This is a genomic window from Microbacterium sp. CCH5-D1 (genome assembly GCF_001557335.1).
GTDB lineage: Bacteria > Actinomycetota > Actinomycetes > Actinomycetales > Microbacteriaceae > Microbacterium > Microbacterium oxydans.
This window is the reverse complement of the sequence record NZ_LSJW01000025.1, coordinates 1-20,595: the sequence shown is the minus strand read 5'-3', so window position 1 is coordinate 20,595 and position 20,595 is coordinate 1. Positions and strand designations below refer to the sequence as shown.

The window sequence follows — 20,595 nt, the reverse complement described above, 5'->3', positions numbered from 1 at the left end:
CCGCAGCGAGTACTTCGTGCCGTTCGAGCTCGCGGTGAGCAGAGCGACCGGGTGGTAGCTGACCGTGACCGCACCCTCGCTGATCCAGCCGGCCAGCTGGCGGGCGTTGGCCCGCTCGAACTTGCCCGCGTCCGGCGAGAGGTAGTCGACGTAGACGTGGATGTCGACCTTCTCGGAGGCCGTGGCCTCGGGCGTCGGCTCCACCGGGGCTGCGGCATCGGACGGCTCCTCCGAGGGCGATACCGGCACCTCATCGGACCCCGCCACGGCGGTGATGTCGGTGACGACCACGCCGTCCGACTCCATTCCGGTGGGGGTGAGCTTCGGCTTCGACACCTGTGCTGACACCGCAAGGGTCACCGCAGTGCCGATCGCCCCTACGGCGACGATCGCGACGGCACCGATGATGATCCGTCGCATGAGGCGCGCCCTCGACTGCTGGGCGTGCACTTTCTGAGCCTTCTCCCGCACGGCCTCGCGAGAATTGCGAGGTGTGGGGACGTTCGGCGTTTCGTCGCTCGACATCGTTCCTCTTGTGAGTCTGAGGGGGTCCGGGTTGGCCCCGACCGCCGCTCGGCGACGATCGCCGCTGGGCGCGGCCGAGTTCGATGCTAGCCAGTGAGGCTGAGAAATACCCAGGTACCGCTGTTCATGTCATACTGACTTCGACCCAAAGACGGGTCACGGTGGCTCATCCCACCGCTTCATCACTACGGATCGTCCGGCACGTACCTGCCGGTGAAGGAGAAACGACAATGGCATCTGTGACTTTCGACGAGGCCACCCGCCTGTACCCCGGTGGAACCCGTCCCGCCGTCGACAAGCTGAACCTCGAGGTCGGTGACGGCGAGTTCCTCGTCCTCGTCGGACCTTCCGGTTGCGGTAAGTCGACGTCCCTCCGCATGCTCGCCGGCCTGGAAGAGGTCAACGCCGGCCGCATCCTCATCGGTGACCGCGACGTGACCGACGTGCCGCCGAAGGACCGTGACATCGCCATGGTCTTCCAGAACTACGCGCTGTACCCGCACATGACCGTCGCCGAGAACATGGGCTTCGCGCTCAAGATCGCCGGCGTCGGCAAGGAGGAGCGTGCGTCGCGCGTCCTCGAGGCCGCCAAGCTCCTCGACCTCGAGCAGTACCTGACCCGCAAGCCGAAGGCGCTCTCGGGTGGTCAGCGTCAGCGTGTGGCCATGGGCCGCGCGATCGTCCGTCAGCCCCAGGTCTTCCTCATGGACGAGCCGCTGTCGAACCTCGACGCCAAGCTCCGCGTCCAGACCCGTACGCAGATCGCGTCGCTGCAGCGTCGCCTCGGCGTCACCACGGTCTACGTCACGCACGACCAGACCGAGGCGCTCACCATGGGCGACCGTATCGCCGTGCTCAAGGACGGTCTGCTCCAGCAGGTCGGCTCGCCGCGCGACCTGTACGAGAAGCCCGAGAACGTCTTCGTCGCCGGCTTCATCGGCTCGCCCGCGATGAACCTGTTCTCGGCCGACCTGGCCGACGGCGGCGTGCGCTTCGGCACCGAGGTCGTGCCGCTCGACCGCGACACCGTCGGCCGCGCCAACGGCTCGCAGGTCACGGTCGGCGTCCGCCCCGAGGACATCACCGTCGGCCCGGCAGACGGCAAGGGCCTCTCGGTCGTCGTCGACCTGGTCGAGGAGCTCGGCGCAGACGGCTACCTCTACGGTCACACCGACATCAACGGCAAGCGCACCGACCTGGTCGCCCGTGTCGACGGCCGCAGCCACCCGAACGCCGGCGAGACGGTCACGCTGGCTGCCAACGCGGGTCACGTGCACGCGTTCGACAGCGAGTCCGGCGTGCGACTGAACGACAAGCCGGTCGTCTCCGCCTGATCGGATCCACAGACGCGGCGCGGGCTGACTTCGGTCACCTGCGCCGCGTCTCTTTTTCCTAACCGCCCGCCATCAGGGAGCACCATGCAGGACTCGCTGCGGATCACCGCCAGCAAGATCGATCCGGGACTGCTCGCGCTCCCCTGGTCGACCACCCTCGCCAAGTGGCCGTCCGAGCACATCGTGTCGCTCCCGAAGGGGCTCTCCCGCCACCTCGTGCGATTCGCCGATCTCTCCGGTCGCGTCGTCGCCGTCAAGGAGACCACTGCGGAGATGGCCCAGCGCGAATACGACATGCTCGGCAACCTGGCGCGCCTCGATGTGCCATGCGTCGACAGGGTCGCCGTGATCGCCGGCCGCACCGATGCCCATGGTGACCCCCTCCCCGCCGCCCTGGTCACATCACACCTGCGCTTCTCGATGCCGTATCGCGCGCTGTTCACGCGGGTGCTGCGCCCTGACACCGCGAACCGTCTCGTCGACGCGCTCGCGCTGCTTCTGGTGCGCCTGCACAACGTCGGCTTCTACTGGGGCGACGTCTCGCTGTCGAACACCCTCTTCCGGCGCGATGCCGGTGCGTTCGCGGCCTACCTCGTCGACGCGGAGACCGGGGAGCTCCACGAGGAGGGCCTCACTGACGGCCAGCGCGCGTATGACCTCGACCTCGCCCGCACCAACATCGCCGGCGAGATCATGGACCTCGCGGCCGGTGGACGTCTGGAGCACGGAGTGGATGCCGTGGCGATCGCGGACGGCATCGTGTCGTCGTACCGGTCGCTGTGGGCCGAGCTCACCGCTCAGGAGTCGTTCTCCGCGGCCGAGACGTGGCGCATCACGGAACGGGTCGAGCGCCTCAACGCCCTCGGCTTCGACATCGACGAGATGTCCATGTCCACGACAGCCGACGGCACCGTCGTGGAGATCCAGCCGAAGGTCGTCGACGCAGGGCATCACCAGCGGCGCCTGATCCGCCTCACAGGCCTCGACGTCGAGGAGAACCAGGCCCGTCGCCTGCTCAACGACCTCGACGAGTTCCGCGCCCGCTCGACCAAGCAGTGGGCGGACGAGGAGATGTACGCCCACGAATGGCTCACCCGTGTCTTCGAGCCCGTCGTCCGTGCGATCCCCTATGAGCTGAGGGCCAAGCTCGAGCCTGCCGAGGTCTTCCACCAGGTGCTGGAGCACCGCTGGTACCTGTCCCAGGCGGAGGGACGCTCCATCCCCCTCGCCGAGGTGCTCACCAGCTACATCAACGAGGTGCTGCGCCATCGCCGCGACGAGGCCACGATCATGGGCCCGCCCACCGAGACGATGAGCCTTCCCGTCATCACGGGCGCGACGCCGACCGCCGACGACGATGATGACGTCGACTGGCGCGATCTGGTCTGACCGCTCCGAGGCGTCGGGGGCGCGACTCAGTAGCCGACGGTGAACCGCTCGCGATGGTGGTTGCCCTGCTCGATCTCATCGACCACCGCGACCGCGAAGTCGGCCCCCGAGATGAACGACTTGCCCTCGTCGTCGCGGACGATCACATCGCCGCCGTCACGGTAGTGTCCGGTGCGCTCGCCCTCTGCCCACGGACCGAAAACCTCGGCGGGGTGCACGAAGAACCAGTCCAGACGCGGATCGGTGGCTTCGAGCAGTGCGAGCGAGTCGATGCCGACCTGCGCCTCGTGCTTGTACTCCTCGGGGAAATCCTGATCGAACAGACGCGGCCCACCGGGAGCGACGAGACTGCCCCCAGCACCGCCGATCACGCCCAGGCGCGTCTCCGTCCCGGTGAGTCGATCGGCGAGCCCGCTCAACGCCTCCAGGACCCTGTTCTCCATGTCGCCGCGAGGAGACAGCGCGGACACCACCGCATCCGCTCCGTCGAGCGCCGGGGCCAACGAGTCGAGGTCCAGCGCCGTGCCCTGCAGATACGCAGCGCCGGCGACGGGATCCGTCGGTTCCGAGCGCGACAGGGCGATGACCGCATGACCGCGCGACACCGCCTCGGCGACGATGTGACGGCCGGCGTAGCCGGTTCCTCCGAGGACGACGATGCGAGCCATGCGGTTCTCCCCTAGTCAGACGTATGTGGCGATGGAATCACTTCGCGGCGCGGAGCGACGCGACCTGGTACAGCGCGACGGACGTCGCGATGCCGGCGTTCAGCGACTCGGTGGCCGCGGAGATCGGAATCGAGACGATCTGGTCGCAGGTCTCGGAGACGAGACGGGACAGCCCCTTGCCCTCGGAGCCGACCACGATCACGACGGGGCGATCGGCCAGCTGCAGTTCCGGAAGCGACACGTCGCCGTCACCGTCGAGCCCGAGCACGAAGACACCCTGCTTCTTGAACTCCTTGAGCTGCGTGGTGAGGTTGCTCGCGAGAGCCACCGGGGTGCGGGCGACCGCTCCGGCGCTGGTCTTCCAGGCCGCGGAGTTGACGCTCGCCGAGCGACGCTGAGGAAGGATGACGCCATGGCCGCCGAACGCCGCCGTGGAGCGGATGATCGCGCCGAGGTTGCGGGGGTCGGTGATGCCGTCGAGCGCCACGAACAGCGGCACGTGGCCCTGGTCGATGACCTGCTCGAGCAGATCCTGGGGGTGCGCGTACTCGTACGGGGGCACCTTGATCGCGACGCCCTGGTGCACGCCGTCGAAGCCGGCCATCCGGTCGAGCTCGGGACGCGTGACCTCGAGCACGGGGATGCCGCGGTGGGTCGCGATCGAGAGCATCTCCTTCACACGGTCGTCCATCTCCACGCGCTGCGCGATGTAGAAGGCCGTCGCCGGGATCTTCGCCCGCAGTGCCTCGAGCACCGAGTTGCGACCCGTGACGATCTCGGTGTCGTCTCCTGCCTTGGCCTTGGACGCGCGGTTCCCGCCGCCAGCCCCGGGACGTCCGCCGCCCGGCCGCCCCTTGCCGCCGGTCGCCGCGGCGTACCGCTCGGCCGCAGCCTTGCGCTTGCCCGCCGGGTGCCAGGCGCGGTCCTCCGCCTTCGGCGTCGGTCCGCGACCCTCGAGCGCCTTGCGCCCGAGTCCGCCGGTGCCCTTGGTCGGGCCCTTCTTGTTTCCCTTGCTCGCGCCGGGGCGCCCTGGCTTAGCCATCGATACTCCAATGAGTTCCGGCCGGAGTGTCCTCCAGCGTGATTCCTGCGGCGGCGATCGCATCTCGGATGCGATCGGCCGCCGCCCAGTCCTTGTCAGCGCGTGCCTGTGCGCGCTGGGTGATCATCGTCTGGACGAGAGCGTCCAGCACAGACTCCGACGCGTGAGTCCTCGCGCCGGATGAGGCGGTGAGACCGAGGACGGAGGTCATCGCCAGCACGGCCCGAAGAGCGTGCAGCGCGGCTTCCGTCTCCCCCGCATCGAGCGCCGAGTTGCCCGCGCGCACCGTCTCGTGCAGCACAGCCAGCGCCTCCGGAACCCCGAGATCATCATCCATCGCGGCCACGAAGGCCTCGGGAAGACTCTGCGACACGAAGAATCCGATGCCCCCTCCGGCAACGCGTGCGGCACGCTGCTGGAACGTCGCGATGCGACCGAGCGCGGCCTCCGCCTCCGCCCACGACGACTCGCTGAGGTCGAGACTCGAACGATAGTGCGCCGAAGCGAGCGCGTAGCGCACCACCAGCGGCTCGTGTGCGGCGAGGACGTCGGCGGCCAACGTGAAGTTGCCGAGCGACTTCGACATCTTCTGCCCGTCGACGGTCACGAGGCCGTTGTGCACCCAATAGCGGGCGAAGCCGTCTCCTGCTGCGGTCGACTGCGCGAGCTCGTTCTCGTGATGGGGGAAACGCAGATCGAGCCCGCCGCCGTGGATGTCGAACTCCGCGCCGAGATAACGCTTCGACATCGCGGAGCATTCGATGTGCCATCCGGGACGGCCGGTCCCCCAGGGCGATGCCCAGGTCGCATCGGACGGCTCCTCGGGCTTGCTCCCCTTCCAGAGCGCGAAGTCCTGCGGATTCCGCTTGCCTCGGGGATCCGCGTCCTCCGCCGCTTCCATCGCGTCCAGCGACTGATGGGTGAGCGAGCCGTAGTCGGACCAGGAGCGCACGTCGAAGTAGACGTCCCCCGATCCGTCCGGCGCAGGGTAGGCGTGGCCGCGCTCGATCAGCAGCGCGATGAGCTCCTGCATCTGCGGAACCGACGCCGTGGCTCGGGGCTCGTAGGTCGGCGGGAGGATCCCCACGCCCGCATAGGCAGCGGTGAACTCGCGCTCCATCCGGTAGGCCAGCGCCCACCACGGCTCGGACTCGGTCGCGTTGGCGAGCACCTTGTCATCGATGTCCGTCACGTTGCGGACGAACGTCACGCGACCGTGGCGGTACTCGAGCCAGCGCCGCAGGAGATCGAAGCTGAGGGCCGCTCTGACGTGCCCGATGTGCGGGCCCGACTGCACGGTGGGTCCGCACACGTACATCGTGATGTTCTCAGGATCGAGAGGCACGAAGTCGCGCAACTGCTGCGCGCGGGTGTCGTAGAGGCGGACTGTCACCGCTCAAGCTTACCGGGAGCGTCGTTCCTGAGCCTGGGCGCGTGCGAATGCGTCATCCATGACGGGCGAACTCAGTCCACGGGGAAGATCTGCCCCGTCTGCACGCCGAGGGCGCTCTTCGCGTACGCCATGCCGACCCGGTACGAGGACACCGGGACGAACCCGGGGAACGACGAATGGTAGGAAGGCGCGTCCTCGAGCACTGAGGGGCTGACGGCGTTGATGCGGATCGCACGCGGGAGCTCGGCGGCTGCGCCCAGCACGAACGCCTCGATCGCTCCGTTCGCGAGCGAGGCCGCGGCACCCGTGGCGATCGGCTCGCGGGCCAGGATGCCGGAGGTGAGGGTGAAGGAGCCGCCGTCACGCACGAACCGCGTACCGATGCGGACGATGTCGAGCTGGGACAGCACCTTGCCACGGAGCGCGGATTCGAAGTCGTCACGCCCGAGCTCGGCCAGCGGTGCGAACGGGACGCTGCCGACAGCGGCGATGACCGCATCCACGTGACCCACATCGTCGAAGAGCCGCTCGATGGATGTCGGGTCCGTCACGTCGACCGACGGATCACCGCTCCGCGAGGCGGCCACGATGTCGTGCCCTTCGAGCGCTCCGACTGCCGCCCGTCCGACATTCCCACTGGCTCCGATGATGAGGATCTTCACTGCGGCTCCTTCTGTGATGGTCTCGTCGACAGGAAACGATCCGCACGGACCGCGCATTCCCCCGCCGAGTCAGAGCGGGAAGACGGTCGCGATCGCGGTGACCGCGATGCCCTCCGCCCGCCCGGCGAATCCCAGCCCGTCAGTCGTGGTGGCTGTCACGGACACCGGAGCGCCGAGGATCCCACTGAGGAGCTCCTGGGCTTCCGACCGTCGCGGGCTGAACTTCGGACGGTTCCCCTGGAACTGGACCGAGACGTTCCCGACCGCGAAGCCGGCTTCCCGGAGCAGCTCGCGCGTGCGGGCCAGGAAGACCTCGGCATGGGCCCCCGCATACTCGGGATGGGCGGTGCCGAAGTGCTCGCCGATGTCGCCGATGCCCGCCGCTCCCAGGAGCGCATCGACGATGGCATGGGCGACCGCGTCTCCATCCGAATGGCCGGACAGAGGCTGCTCCCCTGGCCACTCCAGACCGGCGAGCCAGAGGTCGCCCATGCCGCCGAAGGCGTGAACGTCCGTGCCGATGCCCACCCGCGGGATGCCGGCGCCTGCGTTGTGCGAGCCCAGAAGGTGTCTCGCGCGCTCGAGGTCGGCCGGCGTGGTGATCTTGAACGCGCGTTCGGAGCCGTCGATGTGCCGCACGGGGCGGCCTGTCGCCGCGAACAGCGCCGCATCGTCGGTGTACTCGACCCCGCTCTCACGCGCGGCGGCGTAGGCGACCTCCAGCGCTGCCCGCGGAAAGCCCTGTGGCGTCTGCGCCGCTGCGAGCTCGGAACGGTCGACGGCGGCCGCCACGGTTCCATCGACGACCCTCTTGAGCGTGTCGACGACGGGCAGCGTCGGAATCACGCCGACCCCTGCGGCCACAGCCTCTGCGACGGCATCGATCTGTGAGGGAGGGGTGAGCGCACGTGCGGCGTCATGCACCAGCACCGTCTCGATGTCGCCCCAGAGCGCGCTCAGACCCGCGGCCACCGACTGCTGCCTGGTCGCGCCGCCGGTGACCACGCGCCCCAAGTCGGCGCGCTCCCCCGCCGCTTCGCGCAGCTCGGTCTCGGCGTCGCCCTCCCAGCCTGCGGGGGCGACCACGACGACCTGGGCCGGCGCGGCGGCGAACACCCCGTCGAGCGCATGGCGGAGCACGGAACGGGAGTCGACGCCGACGAAGGCCTTCGGGGCGCTCGCCCCCAGTCGGGTGCCGGAGCCTGCGGCCACGACGATGATCGCTGTGCGTGGAACGGGAAGGATGGTCACGGCTTCACGTTACCGGCCGAGACGACGAAAGGCGGGTGCCGAAGCACCCGCCTTTCGTCGTGGAAGAGCTCAGGAAGCGAGAACCTCGTCGAGCAGTGCGCCCGCCTTGTCCTCGTCGGTCTTCTCGGCGAGCGCCAGCTCCGAGATGAGGATCTGGCGAGCCTTCGCCAGCATCCGCTTCTCACCCGCGGACAGACCGCGGTCCTGGTCACGGCGCCACAGGTCGCGCACGACCTCGCTGACCTTGATCACATCGCCGGAGGCGAGCTTCTCGAGGTTCGCCTTGTACCGGCGCGACCAGTTCGTCGGCTCTTCTGTGAAGGGTGCTCGCAGCACCTCGAAAACATGATCGAGGCCCTCCTTGCCGATCACGTCGCGAACGCCGACCAGGTCGACATTCTCCGCGGGGACCTCGATGATGAGATCTCCCTGGGTGACGTTGAGCTTCAGGTATTTCTTCGCCTCACCCTTGATGATGCGCTCCTTGACCTCGATGATGGTCGCAGCGCCATGGTGGGGATAGACGACGGTCTCGCCAACCTCAAAAAGCATAAAAACGTGTCCTTTCGGCAACCTCAAGGATACCACAGGGGACATGCGCTAAGGTTCGCGCCCCCAGGGCCGCAGGAGCCCTCACGACTTACGCATAGAATGGTTCCGGATATCCCCGCCGGACCTCAGGAGGACCCGTGAAATCGCGCCTTGTTGCGTCTGCAGCCCTCAGCGCCCTCGTTCTGCTCGGTGCGACCGGGTGCACGTTCATCACCCCGCAGTCCACCAAGACCGAGTACGCCGCCTCCGACGGAGTGAACGTCTCCGACGAAGACGGGCCCATCGACGTGCGCAACGCCCTCGTGGTCGCCACGGAGGACGGTTCGGTCGGCAACTTCGTCGCCGCGATCGTGAACCCGACCGACGAGAAGGCGACGCTCACCGTCACCGTCGAGGGTGTCGACCCCTTCGCCGTCACGGTCCCGGCGAACGACACCGTGAGCCTCGGCTCTGACGCCGACCCGGTGCGCATCGTGGGCCTCGACACCAAGCCCGGCGCTACCGTCGAGATCCACTTCCAGTCGGGAGATTCCACCGGAGTCAAGACCCAGGTGCCGGTGCTCGACGGCACCCTCCCCTACTACTCGGATCTGGTCCCCAGCGAGAAGGCACCCACATCGTCGCCGACCCCGCTGCCGGCCGATACGGCAGCCCCGGCGCCCTCGAACTGACGCCGCACGCAGCGAGAAGAGGCCGGCACCCCTCGGGGTACCGGCCTCTTCTGCGTCTCACCGGCAGCATGCGCCACCGATCGGACGCTCAGCCCTCGAAGCGGTACCCCAGACCACGCACCGTGACGAGCATGACGGGCTCGCTCGGGTTCTCCTCGATGCGCGAGCGGATGCGCTTGATGTGCACGTCCAGCGTCTTGGTGTCGCCGAAGTAGTCGCTCCCCCACACGCGGTCGATGAGCTGTCCCCTGGTCAGGACGCGTCCCGAGTTGCGCATCAGCACCTCGAGCAGCTCGAACTCCTTCAGCGGCATGTTGATCTGCGCACCTGCCACGGAGACGGTGTGTCTGTCGATGTCGAGAGACACACGTCCACCGTCCAGCACACGCTCGTCCAGTTCACCGTCCGCCTGGACCACCCGGCGCAGCACCGCCCGCATCCTGGCGAGCAGCTCCCGGGACGAGTAGGGCTTCGTGATGTAGTCGTCCGCTCCGAGTTCGAGGCCGACGACGATGTCGACCTCGGAGTCCTTGGCGGTGAGCATGATGATCGGCACAGCAGAGGTCGAGCGGATCTGCCGACACACTTCGGTGCCCGGCATCCCCGGCAGCATCAGGTCGAGCAGCACGATGTCGGCACCGCGCTCCCGGAAGGCCGCGAGTGCGCCGGGGCCGTCCTCCGCGATCTCCACCTCGTACCCCTCGCGTCGGAGCAGGTAGGCGAGCGGGTCGGCGAGGTCGGGCTCGTCTTCGACGAGAAGGATTCGGGTCATGCTCTCTCTCCGTTTCGCACGCGGGCGGACGCGGCGTTCTTGGCCGCCTTGCGCGCGCGCTTCTTCTTGTTCTTCTTGCCCGCGTCGCGATTGTCTGGGGCATCGATCCGAGGAAGCCGGATCGTGAACGTGGACCCGCGACCGGGACGGGACCACAGCCGCACTTCGCCACCGTGACGCTGGGTGGCGTGCTTGACGATGGACAGGCCGAGGCCCGTGCCGCCCGTGCGCCGCGATCGGGCTTCGTCGGCCCGATAGAACCGCTCGAAGATGCGCTCGCGATCTGCTTCCGCGATGCCGATGCCCTGATCCGACACCGCGATCTCGACCACACCGTCTTCCGCCCGTACGCCCACGCCCACTCGGGAGCCGCGCGGCGAGTAGACGATGGCGTTGGCGATCAGGTTGCCGACCGCCTCGATCAGGATCTGCGCATCGCCGCGCACCCAGACACCACGGTCTCCACCCCTGGCGAGTTCCACACCGGCGGAATCGGCCTGCACGACATGGGCCTCGATGGAGGAGGCGATCACCTCGTCGATCGCGACCGGCCCCACCGTGGACAGCCCGTCCTCGGCCTGGAGCCGGGACAGGCTCATGATGCGACCGGTGAGCTGACCGAGACGACCCGCCTCCGCCGAGATGCGCGCGGCGAAGATGCGCACCTGGGAGGGATCGTCGGCCGCCGACTCGATCGCCTCGGCGAGCAGGCTCACCGCACCGACCGGCGTCTTCAGTTCGTGGCTCGTGTTCGCCACGAAGTCGCGACGCATCTGGTCCAGTCGTTCCTGCTCCGTGACATCACGGATGATCAGCAGGACGAGGCGGCTGCCGATCACGCTGGCCCGAGCCGAGACCAGGCGGGGGTCGAGACTCACCCCGCCGCGCGTGATGCGCATCGACTCGGTGACGGAGCCGCCGGCCTCTCTGACGCCGCGGACGAGCTGCCGGAGCTCCGGGTTGTCGAGAGTCGAGCCGACATCGATCCCGAAGCGCGTCGCGGCCTGCGATGCGGCCAGCACCAGACCGGAGGCGTCGACGATCGCCGCCGCATCGTCCATGCTGTGCAGGACGTCGGTGATGCCGGCGGGGATCGCCAGCGACGTCTCCTCCTGCACTCGAGCCCGCGCTCGGTACGCCCACACCACGAGGAGCGACAGGCCGACGCCGATCACGAGCCCGATGGCGAGCGAAGACAGCGCGAGCTGCGGCAGGGTCATGACTCCAGCGTAGAGTGCGTTCACCGTCCGTCCGGCGGGTTTCCGCGCCCTGGCGGGAACAGGAGAAGTACTATTCACGTGCTGGGCACCGTTCGTTAACCTTCGAAGCAGACAATCGCTTCGGGCCTGTGCGGGAGCACAGACCTGCTCTCGTGCGGACGACCCGCCGCCTCGCGCTGATCCAGCCGAGATCCGAATGAAAGGTTGCGCCCCAACATGCGCGAAGTCTTCCACCAGTCCCTCGAGGACCTGCAGAACCGCCTCGTCGAGATCGCCGACCTCGTCACGGTGTCCATCGACAAGGCCACCAGGGCGTTCGCGACGAGCGACGTGGCTTTGGCCGAAGAGGTCATCGCCGACGACGCGAAGATCGACGAGCTGGCCGTGGCCCTCGACGAGCAGGCCATCGAGATCCTCGCGCGCCAGCAGCCGGTCGCCCGCGACCTCCGCATCGTCGTCACTGCATTGCGCGTGAGCGCCTCGCTCGAGCGCATGGGCGACATGTCGGAGCACATCGCCCAGCTCGCCCGCCTCCGCTTCCCCGAGCGCGCCATTCCGAAGGGCCTCAAGGGCACGTTCGTGAAGATGGGCGAGCTCGACGTCGAGGTGGCCCGCACCCTGTCCGAACTGCTGCGCACGCAGGACCTGCGTTTCGCCGACGCCATCCGCAACGCCGATGACGACGTCGATGAGCTGCACGCCACCGTCTTCGAGAAGGTGCTCAGCGACAACTGGAAGGGCGAGGCCACGGCCACCGTCGATGCCACGCTCGCCAGCCGGTACCACGAGCGCTTCGCCGACCACGCGGTGGCCGTCGCGAAGAAGGTCGTCTACCTCGCCACGGGCGACTGGGCGGTCGAGGAGCACGACATCCCGCTCGCCGTCGAGCAGCAGGAGCTCGGTCAGCAGGAGTTCGGCCACGCCTGACACCCACTCGCGGATACGACGGAGCCCCCGATGCGATGGCATCGGGGGCTCTGTCGTATCCGCAGAGGGCTTCTACTTCTTGCCCTGCGCCGCGACGGCGGCTGCACCGGCGGCGGCGGCCTCGGGGTCGAGGTAGCGGCCGGGGCCGGTGGGGACGTTGTTCTCGTCCAGCTCGTACACCAGCGGGATGCCGGTCGGGATGTTCAGCTCGGCGATGTCGTCGTCGCTGATGCCCTCGAGGTGCTTGACGAGACCACGCAGCGAGTTGCCGTGCGCCGTCACGAGCACCGTCTTGCCGGCTTCGAGGTCGGGGACGATCGCGCTCTCCCAGTAGGGCAGCAGGCGGTCGATGACGAGCTTGAGCGACTCGGTGCGCGGCACCTCGCCGTCGATGTGCGCGTAACGGACGTCGTTCACCTGGCTGAACTCGCTCTCGTCGTCGAGCACGGGCGGCGGCACATCGAACGAACGACGCCACAGCTGGAACTGCTCCGGGCCGAACTCTTCCAGCGTCTGTGCCTTGTCCTTGCCCTGCAGCGCGCCATAGTGACGCTCGTTCAGGCGCCAGGAGCGCGTCACCGGGATCCACAGACGGTCGGCGGCATCCAGGGCGATGTTCGCCGTCTGGATGGCACGGCTCAGCAGCGAGGTGTGCAGCACGTCGGGGAGGATGCCGGACTCCGCCAGCAGCTCGCCGCCGCGGCGTGCCTCCTTCTCGCCCTGCGCATTGAGGCGGACGTCCACCCAACCGGTGAACAGGTTCAGTTCGTTCCACTCGCTCCGGCCGTGGCGGAGCAGGATAAGGGTGCGCGTCGCAGTCATGCCGTCAGTTTATCCGTCCGGGGCTGAGCACCCGAGTCGGATGCTGGGAGGATGGAGACATGGCGTCATCTCCCCTCGGTCGGCCGACCCGCGGCACCACGGGGACGAACCGCCTTCGGCGAAACGACCGCTGGATCGCCGCGAGTGAGGCGCTGCGCCGAGCATCCGACCCGTTGGTCGTCGACCTCGGCTACGGCGCCAGCGGGGTCACGGCCTTCGAGCTCGCCACGCGCCTGGTCCGGGTGCGTGACGACGTGGAGGTGCGCGGACTGGAGATCGACCCCGCCCGCGTCGCGACGGCCGATGCGCAGCTCGACGAGGTGCGCGCGGGCCGAACCTCCTTCGCGTCCGACCTTCCGGTGACGTTCGCGCGCGGCGGTTTCGAGGTTCCGCTTCCCGATGGGCGCAGAGCAGCCGTGATCCGCGCGATGAACGTGCTGCGCCAGTACGACGAGCAGGATGTCCCCGGCGCCTGGTCACGGATGGCCGCCCGGCTGGCGCCCGGTGGCCTGCTGTTCGAGGGCACCTGCGACGAGATCGGCCGCGTCTCGAGCTGGATCGACATCGATGCACAGGCGACCCCGCTGCGGTTCACGCTCTCGCTCCGGCTCGCGGACCTCGAGCACCCGAGCGTCGTCGCCGAACGCCTGCCCAAGGCGCTGATCCACCGGAACGTCGCCGGCGAGCGCATCCACGGGCTCCTGGTCGACCTCGATCGCGAATGGGACCGTGCCGCGCCGTTGTCGACCTTCGGAGCGACGCAGCGTTTCCTCGCCGCGGTCGGTTCACTGCGTGATCAGGGTTGGCCCGTGATCGGTGGGCGCACGCGCTGGCGTCTGGGCGAGCTCACGCTGCCATGGAAGGCCGTCGCTCCGCGCGCGGACTGACTCCGCGCCGGCGACGTCGGCTCAGCCAGCGTCGCGTGCGTCGCGCGGGTCGGGCGCCGCCGGTCGTCGCGACAGCCGTGTGAGGCGCGGGATGTCGGCCACGGAACCGGCATCCGCCGGGACGATCACCTGCTGGGACGCAGCGATGTCGATGCCCTCCGCACGCACGACGAGGTCGCCGACGGGTGCGCGCCGGGAGAGGATCGCGAGCGCGATCGGGCCGTCTTCGTGGTGCCGGGCCACGGAGGTCAGGTGGCCGACCTCGTCATCGCCCGCGAAGACCGGCGCACCAGGCTCCGGCAGGACGGCATCGCTGCCATCGAGGTGGAGTGCGGCCAGCCGTCGAGGCGGATGCCCGAGGTTGTGCACCTTGGCGACGGTCTCCTGGCCGCGGTAGCAGCCCTTGTTCAGGTGGACCGCGCTGCGGATCCAGTCGGACTCGTGGGGCAGCGAGCGCTCGTCCACCTCGGTCGTCCACCGAGGACGCCACGCCGCGACCCGCAGCGCCTCGGCCGCAAGAGTCCCTGCGAGGGCTTCCCGATCGAGGGAACCGGCGAGAGCACGAGCGGATTCCTCCGTGACGACGGCCACCCGCCAGGCGAAATCGGTGGCAGGATGCTCTGCGACCTCCGCGTACTGATGACCTCCGACGCTGATGCGCTGCCACGGGTCTGCCCAGACGAGGGCGACGCCGTTCGGGGCGAACGCGGCAGCGGTGATTCTCGCTCCGACGGTCCCGCCGTCGATGTAGCCGACCAGCTCGAGATCGGAGCGCACCTCGACCGTCGCCTGGGTACGGAACTTCATGCGCGTCAGCCAGGCGGCGAGCGCTTCCGCATCGCCGCTGTCGGCGATCAACCACGCCGATGAGCCGTCGTCGAGGATTCCGGCGGCGTGCTCGACGCGACCCTGCGGGTCGAGGATCAGCAGCTCCGTGCTGTCTCCTGGCGCGAGACGCCCCACCGACTGCGAGGTGATCGAGTCGAGCCAGGTGAGGCGCTCGGGGCCCGCCACCTCGATGACCGTGCGATCCCCGAGCGGCGCAAGGGCCGCGCCGTCGGCGAGACGCCGCTGCTCACGGAAGGCATCACCGAAATGAGTGATGACCTCGCCGTCGGAGACCGCACCGTCGACCTGGTGGAAGGCGGACACGTCAGACCTTGGCCAACCGGGCCGATGCATGCGAGCGCAAAGGCGTGCCGAGGGCGGCGATGTCCCACGCCCACAGCAGATGACCGTCGACGAGGCCGTACATGCGGGAAGAGGCGGTGTGGACCTTCGCGCCGGCGCTGCGCACGACGGCATCGGAGCCGATGTCGATGCGCGGCCCGTTGATCTCGCCGATGTAGAGCTCGAGGGCACCGTCGGCGTGTGCGAGAGAGACCTCGATCGGGAATCCGCCGCTCGGAGCGCGCAACTCCTCCACGTCGTCGACTGTGCGGGTCACGGCCGGCGCGGTGGGAGGCAACAGCGCGGGGCCGGGATCAGCCGCTGCCGCCGGACGCGCGAGTCGCCAGAATCCGGTCTCGGCGAGCAGTGCGGCCGCCGGAGCACCCTCCTCGGTCAGAAGGGTGGCCGTTCCGGAGTAGTTCAGGAAAGGACCGCCGTCATGGCTGAAGCTGACCCGGTGCGTGAACTCTCCCTGCAGACGCTCGTCGCCGACCGGATAGTCGATGACGCCGGTGCCTTCCCAGACGCCAATCAGCCACGCGAAGGGGACGAGATCGGCCGGAAGATCGACGGGAAGCTCGAGCATCGTCGAGTCAGCGCTGGCCGCGGAAGAGGTTGCGCAGCACCACCGCCGAGACGAAGACGATAGCGAGGCTCGCAAGGCCCAGCAGGCCGATGAAGAAGATTTCGAGCGCCATGAGGTCCATGTGCTCCACCTTACCGCGCCGCGCCGCCGTCCGGCGGGGATCAGGCGGGAATCAGGTCGGGATCAGCGCTGCGAGGCCGAACCCGACCGAGATGATCCCCATCAGCAGCAGAGAGCCGATCACGCTGCCGGCCACCCGGAAGATGAACCCCTGAGTCCGCCCGTACCAGAGCTGCACGGCGAACGACAGGAGCACGACGCCGCCGAAGCCGACGAGGAGCCACGGCACACGCCACTCCTCCGGCACGAAGATGCCGATGACGACGGTCGCGAGGAAGGCTGTGGCCCAGACGACGAGCACACCGACGAACGCGTTGCGCGGTGCGAGTGCGGGATCCGTCATGTCTCCATTGTGACCTATCGCTCCCGGTATCATGGCGGCACGACGTCGATCCGCGTCTGTGAGGAGTGCGTGTGGCCCAGGTCCTGGTTCTGACCAACGCTCCGCTCTCCGAGCAGGTGCTCCCCGCGCTCGAGCTGTTGAGCCACCGCACGCGCCAGATCCCCGCAGAGCCCTCGCAATTGATCAGTGCGCCCGATCATGATGTCGTGATCGTCGACGGCCGTCACGACCTCGTCGGGGCGAAGTCGCTGTGCCGTCTGCTGCGGACGGCAGGACAGGACTCCCCGCTGCTGCTCGTCGTCACGGAGGGCGGGATGAGCGCCCTCTCCGGCGACTGGGGCATCGATGACGTGCTCCTCTCCACCGCGGGTCCGGCGGAGATCGATGCCAGGCTGCGTCTCGTGCTGGCACGACGCGACGAGGTCGCCGAACCCGCACGCGTGCAGGCATCCGGCGTGACCATCGACGAGCAGTCCTACTCGGCGAAGCTGCGCGGCAGACCTCTGGACCTCACCTACAAGGAGTTCCAGCTGCTGCATTTCCTGGCGACCCACCCGGCTCGCGTCTTCACCAGGGAGCAGCTGCTGAGCGAGGTCTGGGGTTACGACTACTTCGGGGGCACCCGCACCGTCGATGTGCACGTGCGACGACTGAGGGCGAAGCTCGGCGATCAGGAGCAGATCATCGGAACGGTGCGCAACGTCGGCTACCGCTTCAACGTCAACGAAGACGAAGGTCTGGCCAGCGCGGGGTGAGGCGACTCCGTTCACACGCGTGTCACTTCTCGGTGCTTAGATGTACCCCATGATCGATCCCGCACTCGCCGACGCCGGGCTGGGTGATGCCGAAGACGACGACTTCGACGCCATCGAGTCCTACGACGCCCAGCTCCCCGACCACCGCTACCTGGATCGCGAGCTGAGCTGGCTCGCCTTCAACCAGCGCGTGCTGGAGCTCGCCGAGGATCCGTCGCTCCCCGAACTGGAGCGGGCCAACTTCCTGGCGATCTTCGCGAGCAACCTCGACGAGTTCTTCATGGTGCGCGTCGCTGGCCTCAAGCGACGCATCATGACCGGCCTCGCCGTGCCCACCAACATCGGCCGCTCCCCCGTCGACGCCCTCGCCGACATCTCGCGCGAGGCACACGCGCTGCAGCTGCGCCATGCCGACGCATGGACGTCGCTGGTGCGACCCGCTCTCGCCGAATCCGGAATCGAGATCGCCGATTGGTCGGAGCTGACCGACGACGAGCGCACGGCGCTCTCCGAGTACTTCTCCGCACAGGTCTTCCCGGTGCTGATGCCCCTCGCCGTGGATCCCGCCCACCCGTTCCCGTACATCTCCGGTCTGTCGCTGAACCTCGCGATCCGCATCCGCAACGCCCGCACGGGGCGCCAGGAGTTCGCGCGTCTCAAGGTGCCGCCCATGCTCCCCCGCTTCGTCGAGGTACCGGGCGGCGGCGAGATCAAGCGCTTCCTGCGGCTCGAAGAGCTCATCGCCAACCATCTCGGCGACCTCTTCCCCGGCATGGAGGTGCTCGACCATCATGCGTTCCGTCTCACCCGCAACGAAGACGTGGAGATCGAGGAGGACGAGAGCGAGAACCTGATCCAGGCGCTCGAAGCCGAGCTGCTGCGTCGTCGGTTCGGGCCTCCGATCCGGCTCGAGATCACCGACGACATGGACGACGTGACCATGGACCTGCTGGTCCGGGAACTCGACATCACCGACCTGGAGGTCTATCGCCTTCCAGGGCCGCTCGATCTGCGCGGACTCTTCGACCTGTCGCGGATCGACCGCCCCGACCTGCGGTACCCGCCGCACCTGCCCACCACCGCCGTCGCCTTCCAGCCCGCGGGATCGAGCACCCGGGCCGACATCTTCAAAGCGATCCGCAAGTCCGACGTGCTCGTCCACCACCCGTACGAGTCGTTCACCACCAGCGTGCAGGCGTTCCTCGAGCAGGCCGCCCGCGACCCGCACGTGCTCGCCATCAAGCAGACGCTGTACCGCACCTCCGGAGACAGCCCCGTCGTGCAGGCGCTCATCGACGCGGCCGAGGCGGGCAAGCAGGTGCTCGCGCTCGTCGAGGTGAAGGCGCGATTCGATGAGGCGAACAACATCGTCTGGGCCCGCAAGCTGGAGAAGGCCGGCGTGCACGTGGTGTACGGCCTGGTCGGACTCAAGACGCACTGCAAGCTCGCCCTCGTGATCCGCGAGGAAGACGGCAAGCTCCAGCACTACTCGCATGTCGGCACCGGCAACTACAACCCGAAGACCAGCCGCATCTACGAGGACTTCGGACTGTTCACCGCGGATGCGCAGGTCGGAAAAGACCTGACGCGTCTGTTCAACGAACTCAGCGGCTACGCGATCGAGAAGAAGTTCAAGCGCCTGCTGGTCGCCCCTCTGCACCTGCGCAAGGGGCTCGTGCGTCAGATCGACGCGGAGCGCAAGAACGCCGAGGCCGGCATCCCCGCGCACATCCGCATCAAGGTGAACTCGATGGTCGACGAGGAGATCATCGACGCTCTCTACCGGGCGAGCGCGGCAGGAGTGAAGGTCGACGTCTGGGTGCGCGGCATCTGCAGTCTCCGCACCGACCTCGACGGCATCAGCGACAACATCACGGTTCGCAGCATCCTCGGGCGTTACCTGGAGCACTCGCGTATCTTCGCCTTCGAGAACGGCGGCGACCCGCAGGTCTACATCGGCAGCGCCGACATGATGCACCGCAACCTGGACCGTCGTGTCGAGGCCCTCGTGCGCGTCACCGACCCCGCCCACCTCAAGGAGCTCAGCACGTTCTTCGACCTGGCGATGGACGACGGCACCTCGTCGTGGCACCTCGGCCCTGAGGGAGTCTGGACGCGCCACGCCACGGATGCGGACGGCAAGCCTCTGATCGACCTGCAGGATAAGACCATGGGGTTGATCCAGCGGCGCCGTCGGGCTCGGGCGGTTCGATGAGCGGCCGGCAGCTGCAGCTCCCGGCCGACACGACGACGAGCGCGAAGTGGACGGACAAGGCGGTGTACGCGGCGGGCGCCGTCGTGTGGCGTCTGGTCGACGGCAAGCTGCGCATCCTGCTGATCCACCGCACCAAGTACCGTGACGTCACGCTGCCCAAGGGGAAGGTCGACCCCGGCGAGATGCTCGCCGAGACCGCCGTCCGCGAGGTGCACGAGGAGACCGGCATCCGGGTGTCGCTGGGCGTCTCGGTCGGCGTGAGCCGGTACCTGCTCGCCTCGCAGAAGCAGAAGGTCGTGCACTACTGGGCCGCGGAGGCGACGGACGTGGCCATCCGCGAATCGACCTTCGTGCCGAACCGGGAGATCGCCGCGCTCGAGTGGGTCAGCGTGAAGAAGGCCCGCGCACGCCTGAGCTACCCGGTCGATCTCGAGATCCTGGACTTCTTCGCCAAGCTCGTCGACGACGGTGTGCTGCGCACGTTCCCGGTGATCGCGCTGCGCCATGCGAAGGCCACTCCCCGCTCGGAGTGGGACGGATCCGATGCCTCCCGCCCCCTGACCGACCGCGGACGGAAGCAGGCGAAGTCGATCGTCGGACCGCTTCGTGCCTTCGGCGTGCGCCGGATCGTGTCGAGCGATGCGGTGCGCTGCGTCGAGACGGTCACTCCGCTCGCGCGCGCGCTGGATCGCAAGATCGTGAAGACCGAGAAGATCAGCCAGGACGCCTGGGAGGACGGAGACTCCGATCTGCGTTCCGTCGTCGGCCGCCGGATCCGCGCAGGCAAGCCGGCCGTGGTGTGCAGTCACGGCCCCGTGCTGCCGGGCCTGCTCTCGGAGATCGCGCTGGCGACCGGCACCATCCAAGGGTCGTATCTCAGCAGTGCGTCGGACCTCGAACCGGCGGCGTTCTCGGTCGTGCATCTCTCTGCGACCAACCCCGGATCCGGGATCATCGCGATCGAGACGCACGTCCCCAAGGTCTGACGCTTCGACAGGCTCAACGGCCCAGGCCCGGAATCCCGCGGGAGACCCCCAGAGAGTCGCCCGCCGTTCACCTGCCGTTCACCTGCTCGGGAGAGTCTCGTTAACCGTCGCCCATAGCGTCACTGTGTGCCCTGCACCGGGCCCCACCCATTCCAGATCGAAGGATCCACAGTGAAGATCTCCCGAATCGCACGAATCGGCGCCATTGGCGCCGTCGCCGCTCTCGCACTCGCCGGCTGTGCCGCGAACGAAGCAGGCACCGGTTCCACCGACGCTCCCACCTCCGACAGCGCAGCGGTCAGCGG

The 20,595-nt window shown here is 68.3% G+C and carries 20 protein-coding genes and 1 pseudogene; 8 read left to right on the top strand and 13 right to left on the bottom strand.

Annotated features, from left to right (window positions below):
* A pseudogene (locus AX744_RS01715) lies at window positions 1-525 on the bottom strand (protein-disulfide isomerase); the annotation flags it as partial.
* 230 nt (window positions 526-755) lie between these two features.
* Between AX744_RS01715 and AX744_RS01710 the strand changes: the two are divergent.
* Window positions 756-1,859 (top strand): ABC transporter ATP-binding protein, encoded by a 1,104-nt coding sequence (locus AX744_RS01710; protein ID WP_046746531.1) that lies wholly within the window; start codon window positions 756-758, stop codon window positions 1,857-1,859.
* A gap of 84 nt (window positions 1,860-1,943) precedes the next feature.
* The gene (locus tag AX744_RS01705) at window positions 1,944-3,248 is read left to right on the top strand and encodes a DUF4032 domain-containing protein (protein WP_046746530.1); all 1,305 of its coding nucleotides are present in this window, start codon (window positions 1,944-1,946) and stop codon (window positions 3,246-3,248) included.
* Window positions 3,249-3,274: 26 nt separating this feature from the next.
* Here the strand turns inward: AX744_RS01705 and AX744_RS01700 are convergent, their stop codons facing one another.
* The 6 genes from AX744_RS01700 to AX744_RS01675 all read right to left on the bottom strand — a co-directional run bounded on the left by AX744_RS01700 (window position 3,275) and on the right by AX744_RS01675 (window position 8,816).
* Complete coding sequence (locus tag AX744_RS01700; RefSeq protein WP_046746529.1) at window positions 3,275-3,916, bottom strand: NAD(P)-dependent oxidoreductase; 642 nt, start codon at window positions 3,914-3,916, stop codon at window positions 3,275-3,277.
* A gap of 37 nt (window positions 3,917-3,953) precedes the next feature.
* Entirely contained in the window at window positions 3,954-4,958 is a 1,005-nt protein-coding gene (gene rlmB / locus AX744_RS01695; RefSeq protein ID WP_058630990.1) for a 23S rRNA (guanosine(2251)-2'-O)-methyltransferase RlmB, read from the bottom strand.
* A complete protein-coding gene (cysS, locus tag AX744_RS01690; protein WP_058630989.1) occupies window positions 4,951-6,351 on the bottom strand; it encodes a cysteine--tRNA ligase in 1,401 nt (466 codons plus the stop codon). Before cysS ends, rlmB begins: the two co-directional genes overlap by 8 nt.
* Before the next feature lie 71 nt (window positions 6,352-6,422).
* Window positions 6,423-7,013: a short chain dehydrogenase gene (locus tag AX744_RS01685; protein ID WP_061015215.1), complete on the bottom strand. Its 591-nt coding sequence runs from the start codon at window positions 7,011-7,013 to the stop codon at window positions 6,423-6,425.
* Between the two features lie 69 nt (window positions 7,014-7,082).
* Window positions 7,083-8,264 carry a bifunctional 2-C-methyl-D-erythritol 4-phosphate cytidylyltransferase/2-C-methyl-D-erythritol 2,4-cyclodiphosphate synthase gene (locus AX744_RS01680; protein WP_061015214.1) on the bottom strand — a complete coding sequence of 394 codons (1,182 nt, stop codon included), beginning with the start codon at window positions 8,262-8,264 and terminating at the stop codon, window positions 7,083-7,085.
* 69 nt (window positions 8,265-8,333) lie between these two features.
* On the bottom strand, window positions 8,334-8,816 hold the full coding sequence (locus tag AX744_RS01675; RefSeq protein WP_017201416.1) for a CarD family transcriptional regulator: 483 nt from the start codon (window positions 8,814-8,816) through the stop codon (window positions 8,334-8,336).
* Between the two features lie 137 nt (window positions 8,817-8,953).
* Between AX744_RS01675 and AX744_RS01670 the strand changes: the two genes are divergently transcribed.
* Window positions 8,954-9,487 (top strand): hypothetical protein, encoded by a 534-nt coding sequence (locus AX744_RS01670; RefSeq protein WP_061015213.1) that lies wholly within the window; start codon window positions 8,954-8,956, stop codon window positions 9,485-9,487.
* Between the two features lie 88 nt (window positions 9,488-9,575).
* Here AX744_RS01670 and AX744_RS01665 read toward each other — a convergent pair whose 3' ends face one another.
* Together AX744_RS01665 and AX744_RS01660 are read right to left on the bottom strand one after the other, a co-directional pair.
* The gene (locus AX744_RS01665; protein ID WP_045263359.1) at window positions 9,576-10,259 is read right to left on the bottom strand and encodes a response regulator transcription factor; all 684 of its coding nucleotides are present in this window, start codon (window positions 10,257-10,259) and stop codon (window positions 9,576-9,578) included.
* Window positions 10,256-11,479, bottom strand: coding sequence for a sensor histidine kinase (locus tag AX744_RS01660; RefSeq protein WP_046746523.1), 1,224 nt, complete (start codon window positions 11,477-11,479; stop codon window positions 10,256-10,258). The genes AX744_RS01665 and AX744_RS01660 overlap by 4 nt, the downstream gene beginning before the upstream one ends.
* Before the next feature lie 216 nt (window positions 11,480-11,695).
* Between AX744_RS01660 and phoU the strand changes: the two genes are divergently transcribed.
* Window positions 11,696-12,406, top strand: a complete 711-nt coding sequence (phoU, locus tag AX744_RS01655; protein ID WP_046746522.1) for a phosphate signaling complex protein PhoU — start codon at window positions 11,696-11,698, stop codon at window positions 12,404-12,406.
* A gap of 72 nt (window positions 12,407-12,478) precedes the next feature.
* Here phoU and AX744_RS01650 read toward each other — a convergent pair whose 3' ends face one another.
* The gene (locus tag AX744_RS01650; RefSeq protein ID WP_046746485.1) at window positions 12,479-13,228 is read right to left on the bottom strand and encodes a phosphoglyceromutase; all 750 of its coding nucleotides are present in this window, start codon (window positions 13,226-13,228) and stop codon (window positions 12,479-12,481) included.
* Window positions 13,229-13,287: 59 nt separating this feature from the next.
* Between AX744_RS01650 and AX744_RS01645 the strand changes: the two genes are divergently transcribed.
* Window positions 13,288-14,115 (top strand): class I SAM-dependent methyltransferase, encoded by an 828-nt coding sequence (locus AX744_RS01645; protein WP_061015212.1) that lies wholly within the window; start codon window positions 13,288-13,290, stop codon window positions 14,113-14,115.
* Window positions 14,116-14,136: 21 nt separating this feature from the next.
* Here the strand turns inward: AX744_RS01645 and ygfZ are convergent, their stop codons facing one another.
* From ygfZ to AX744_RS01630, 3 genes are all read right to left on the bottom strand, one after another.
* Window positions 14,137-15,267, bottom strand: coding sequence for a CAF17-like 4Fe-4S cluster assembly/insertion protein YgfZ (ygfZ, locus tag AX744_RS01640; protein ID WP_174799757.1), 1,131 nt, complete (start codon window positions 15,265-15,267; stop codon window positions 14,137-14,139).
* Window position 15,268: 1 nt separating this feature from the next.
* Window positions 15,269-15,871, bottom strand: coding sequence for an FABP family protein (locus AX744_RS01635; RefSeq protein WP_058630984.1), 603 nt, complete (start codon window positions 15,869-15,871; stop codon window positions 15,269-15,271).
* A 172-nt stretch (window positions 15,872-16,043) separates the two neighbouring features.
* Window positions 16,044-16,334: a hypothetical protein gene (locus AX744_RS01630; RefSeq protein ID WP_061015211.1), complete on the bottom strand. Its 291-nt coding sequence runs from the start codon at window positions 16,332-16,334 to the stop codon at window positions 16,044-16,046.
* Window positions 16,335-16,405: 71 nt separating this feature from the next.
* On the opposite strand from AX744_RS01630, the gene AX744_RS01625 reads away from it, so the two are divergent.
* Genes AX744_RS01625 through AX744_RS01615 form a run of 3 tightly spaced genes read left to right on the top strand, consistent with a single transcriptional unit; the run spans window position 16,406 to window position 20,290 of the window.
* Window positions 16,406-17,089 (top strand): winged helix-turn-helix transcriptional regulator, encoded by a 684-nt coding sequence (locus AX744_RS01625; protein WP_046746480.1) that lies wholly within the window; start codon window positions 16,406-16,408, stop codon window positions 17,087-17,089.
* A gap of 49 nt (window positions 17,090-17,138) precedes the next feature.
* On the top strand, window positions 17,139-19,304 hold the full coding sequence (locus AX744_RS01620) for an RNA degradosome polyphosphate kinase (protein ID WP_046746479.1): 2,166 nt from the start codon (window positions 17,139-17,141) through the stop codon (window positions 19,302-19,304).
* Window positions 19,301-20,290, top strand: a complete 990-nt coding sequence (locus AX744_RS01615; protein ID WP_061015210.1) for an NUDIX hydrolase — start codon at window positions 19,301-19,303, stop codon at window positions 20,288-20,290. The genes AX744_RS01620 and AX744_RS01615 overlap by 4 nt, the downstream gene beginning before the upstream one ends.
* Window positions 20,291-20,595: the final 305 nt, after the last annotated feature.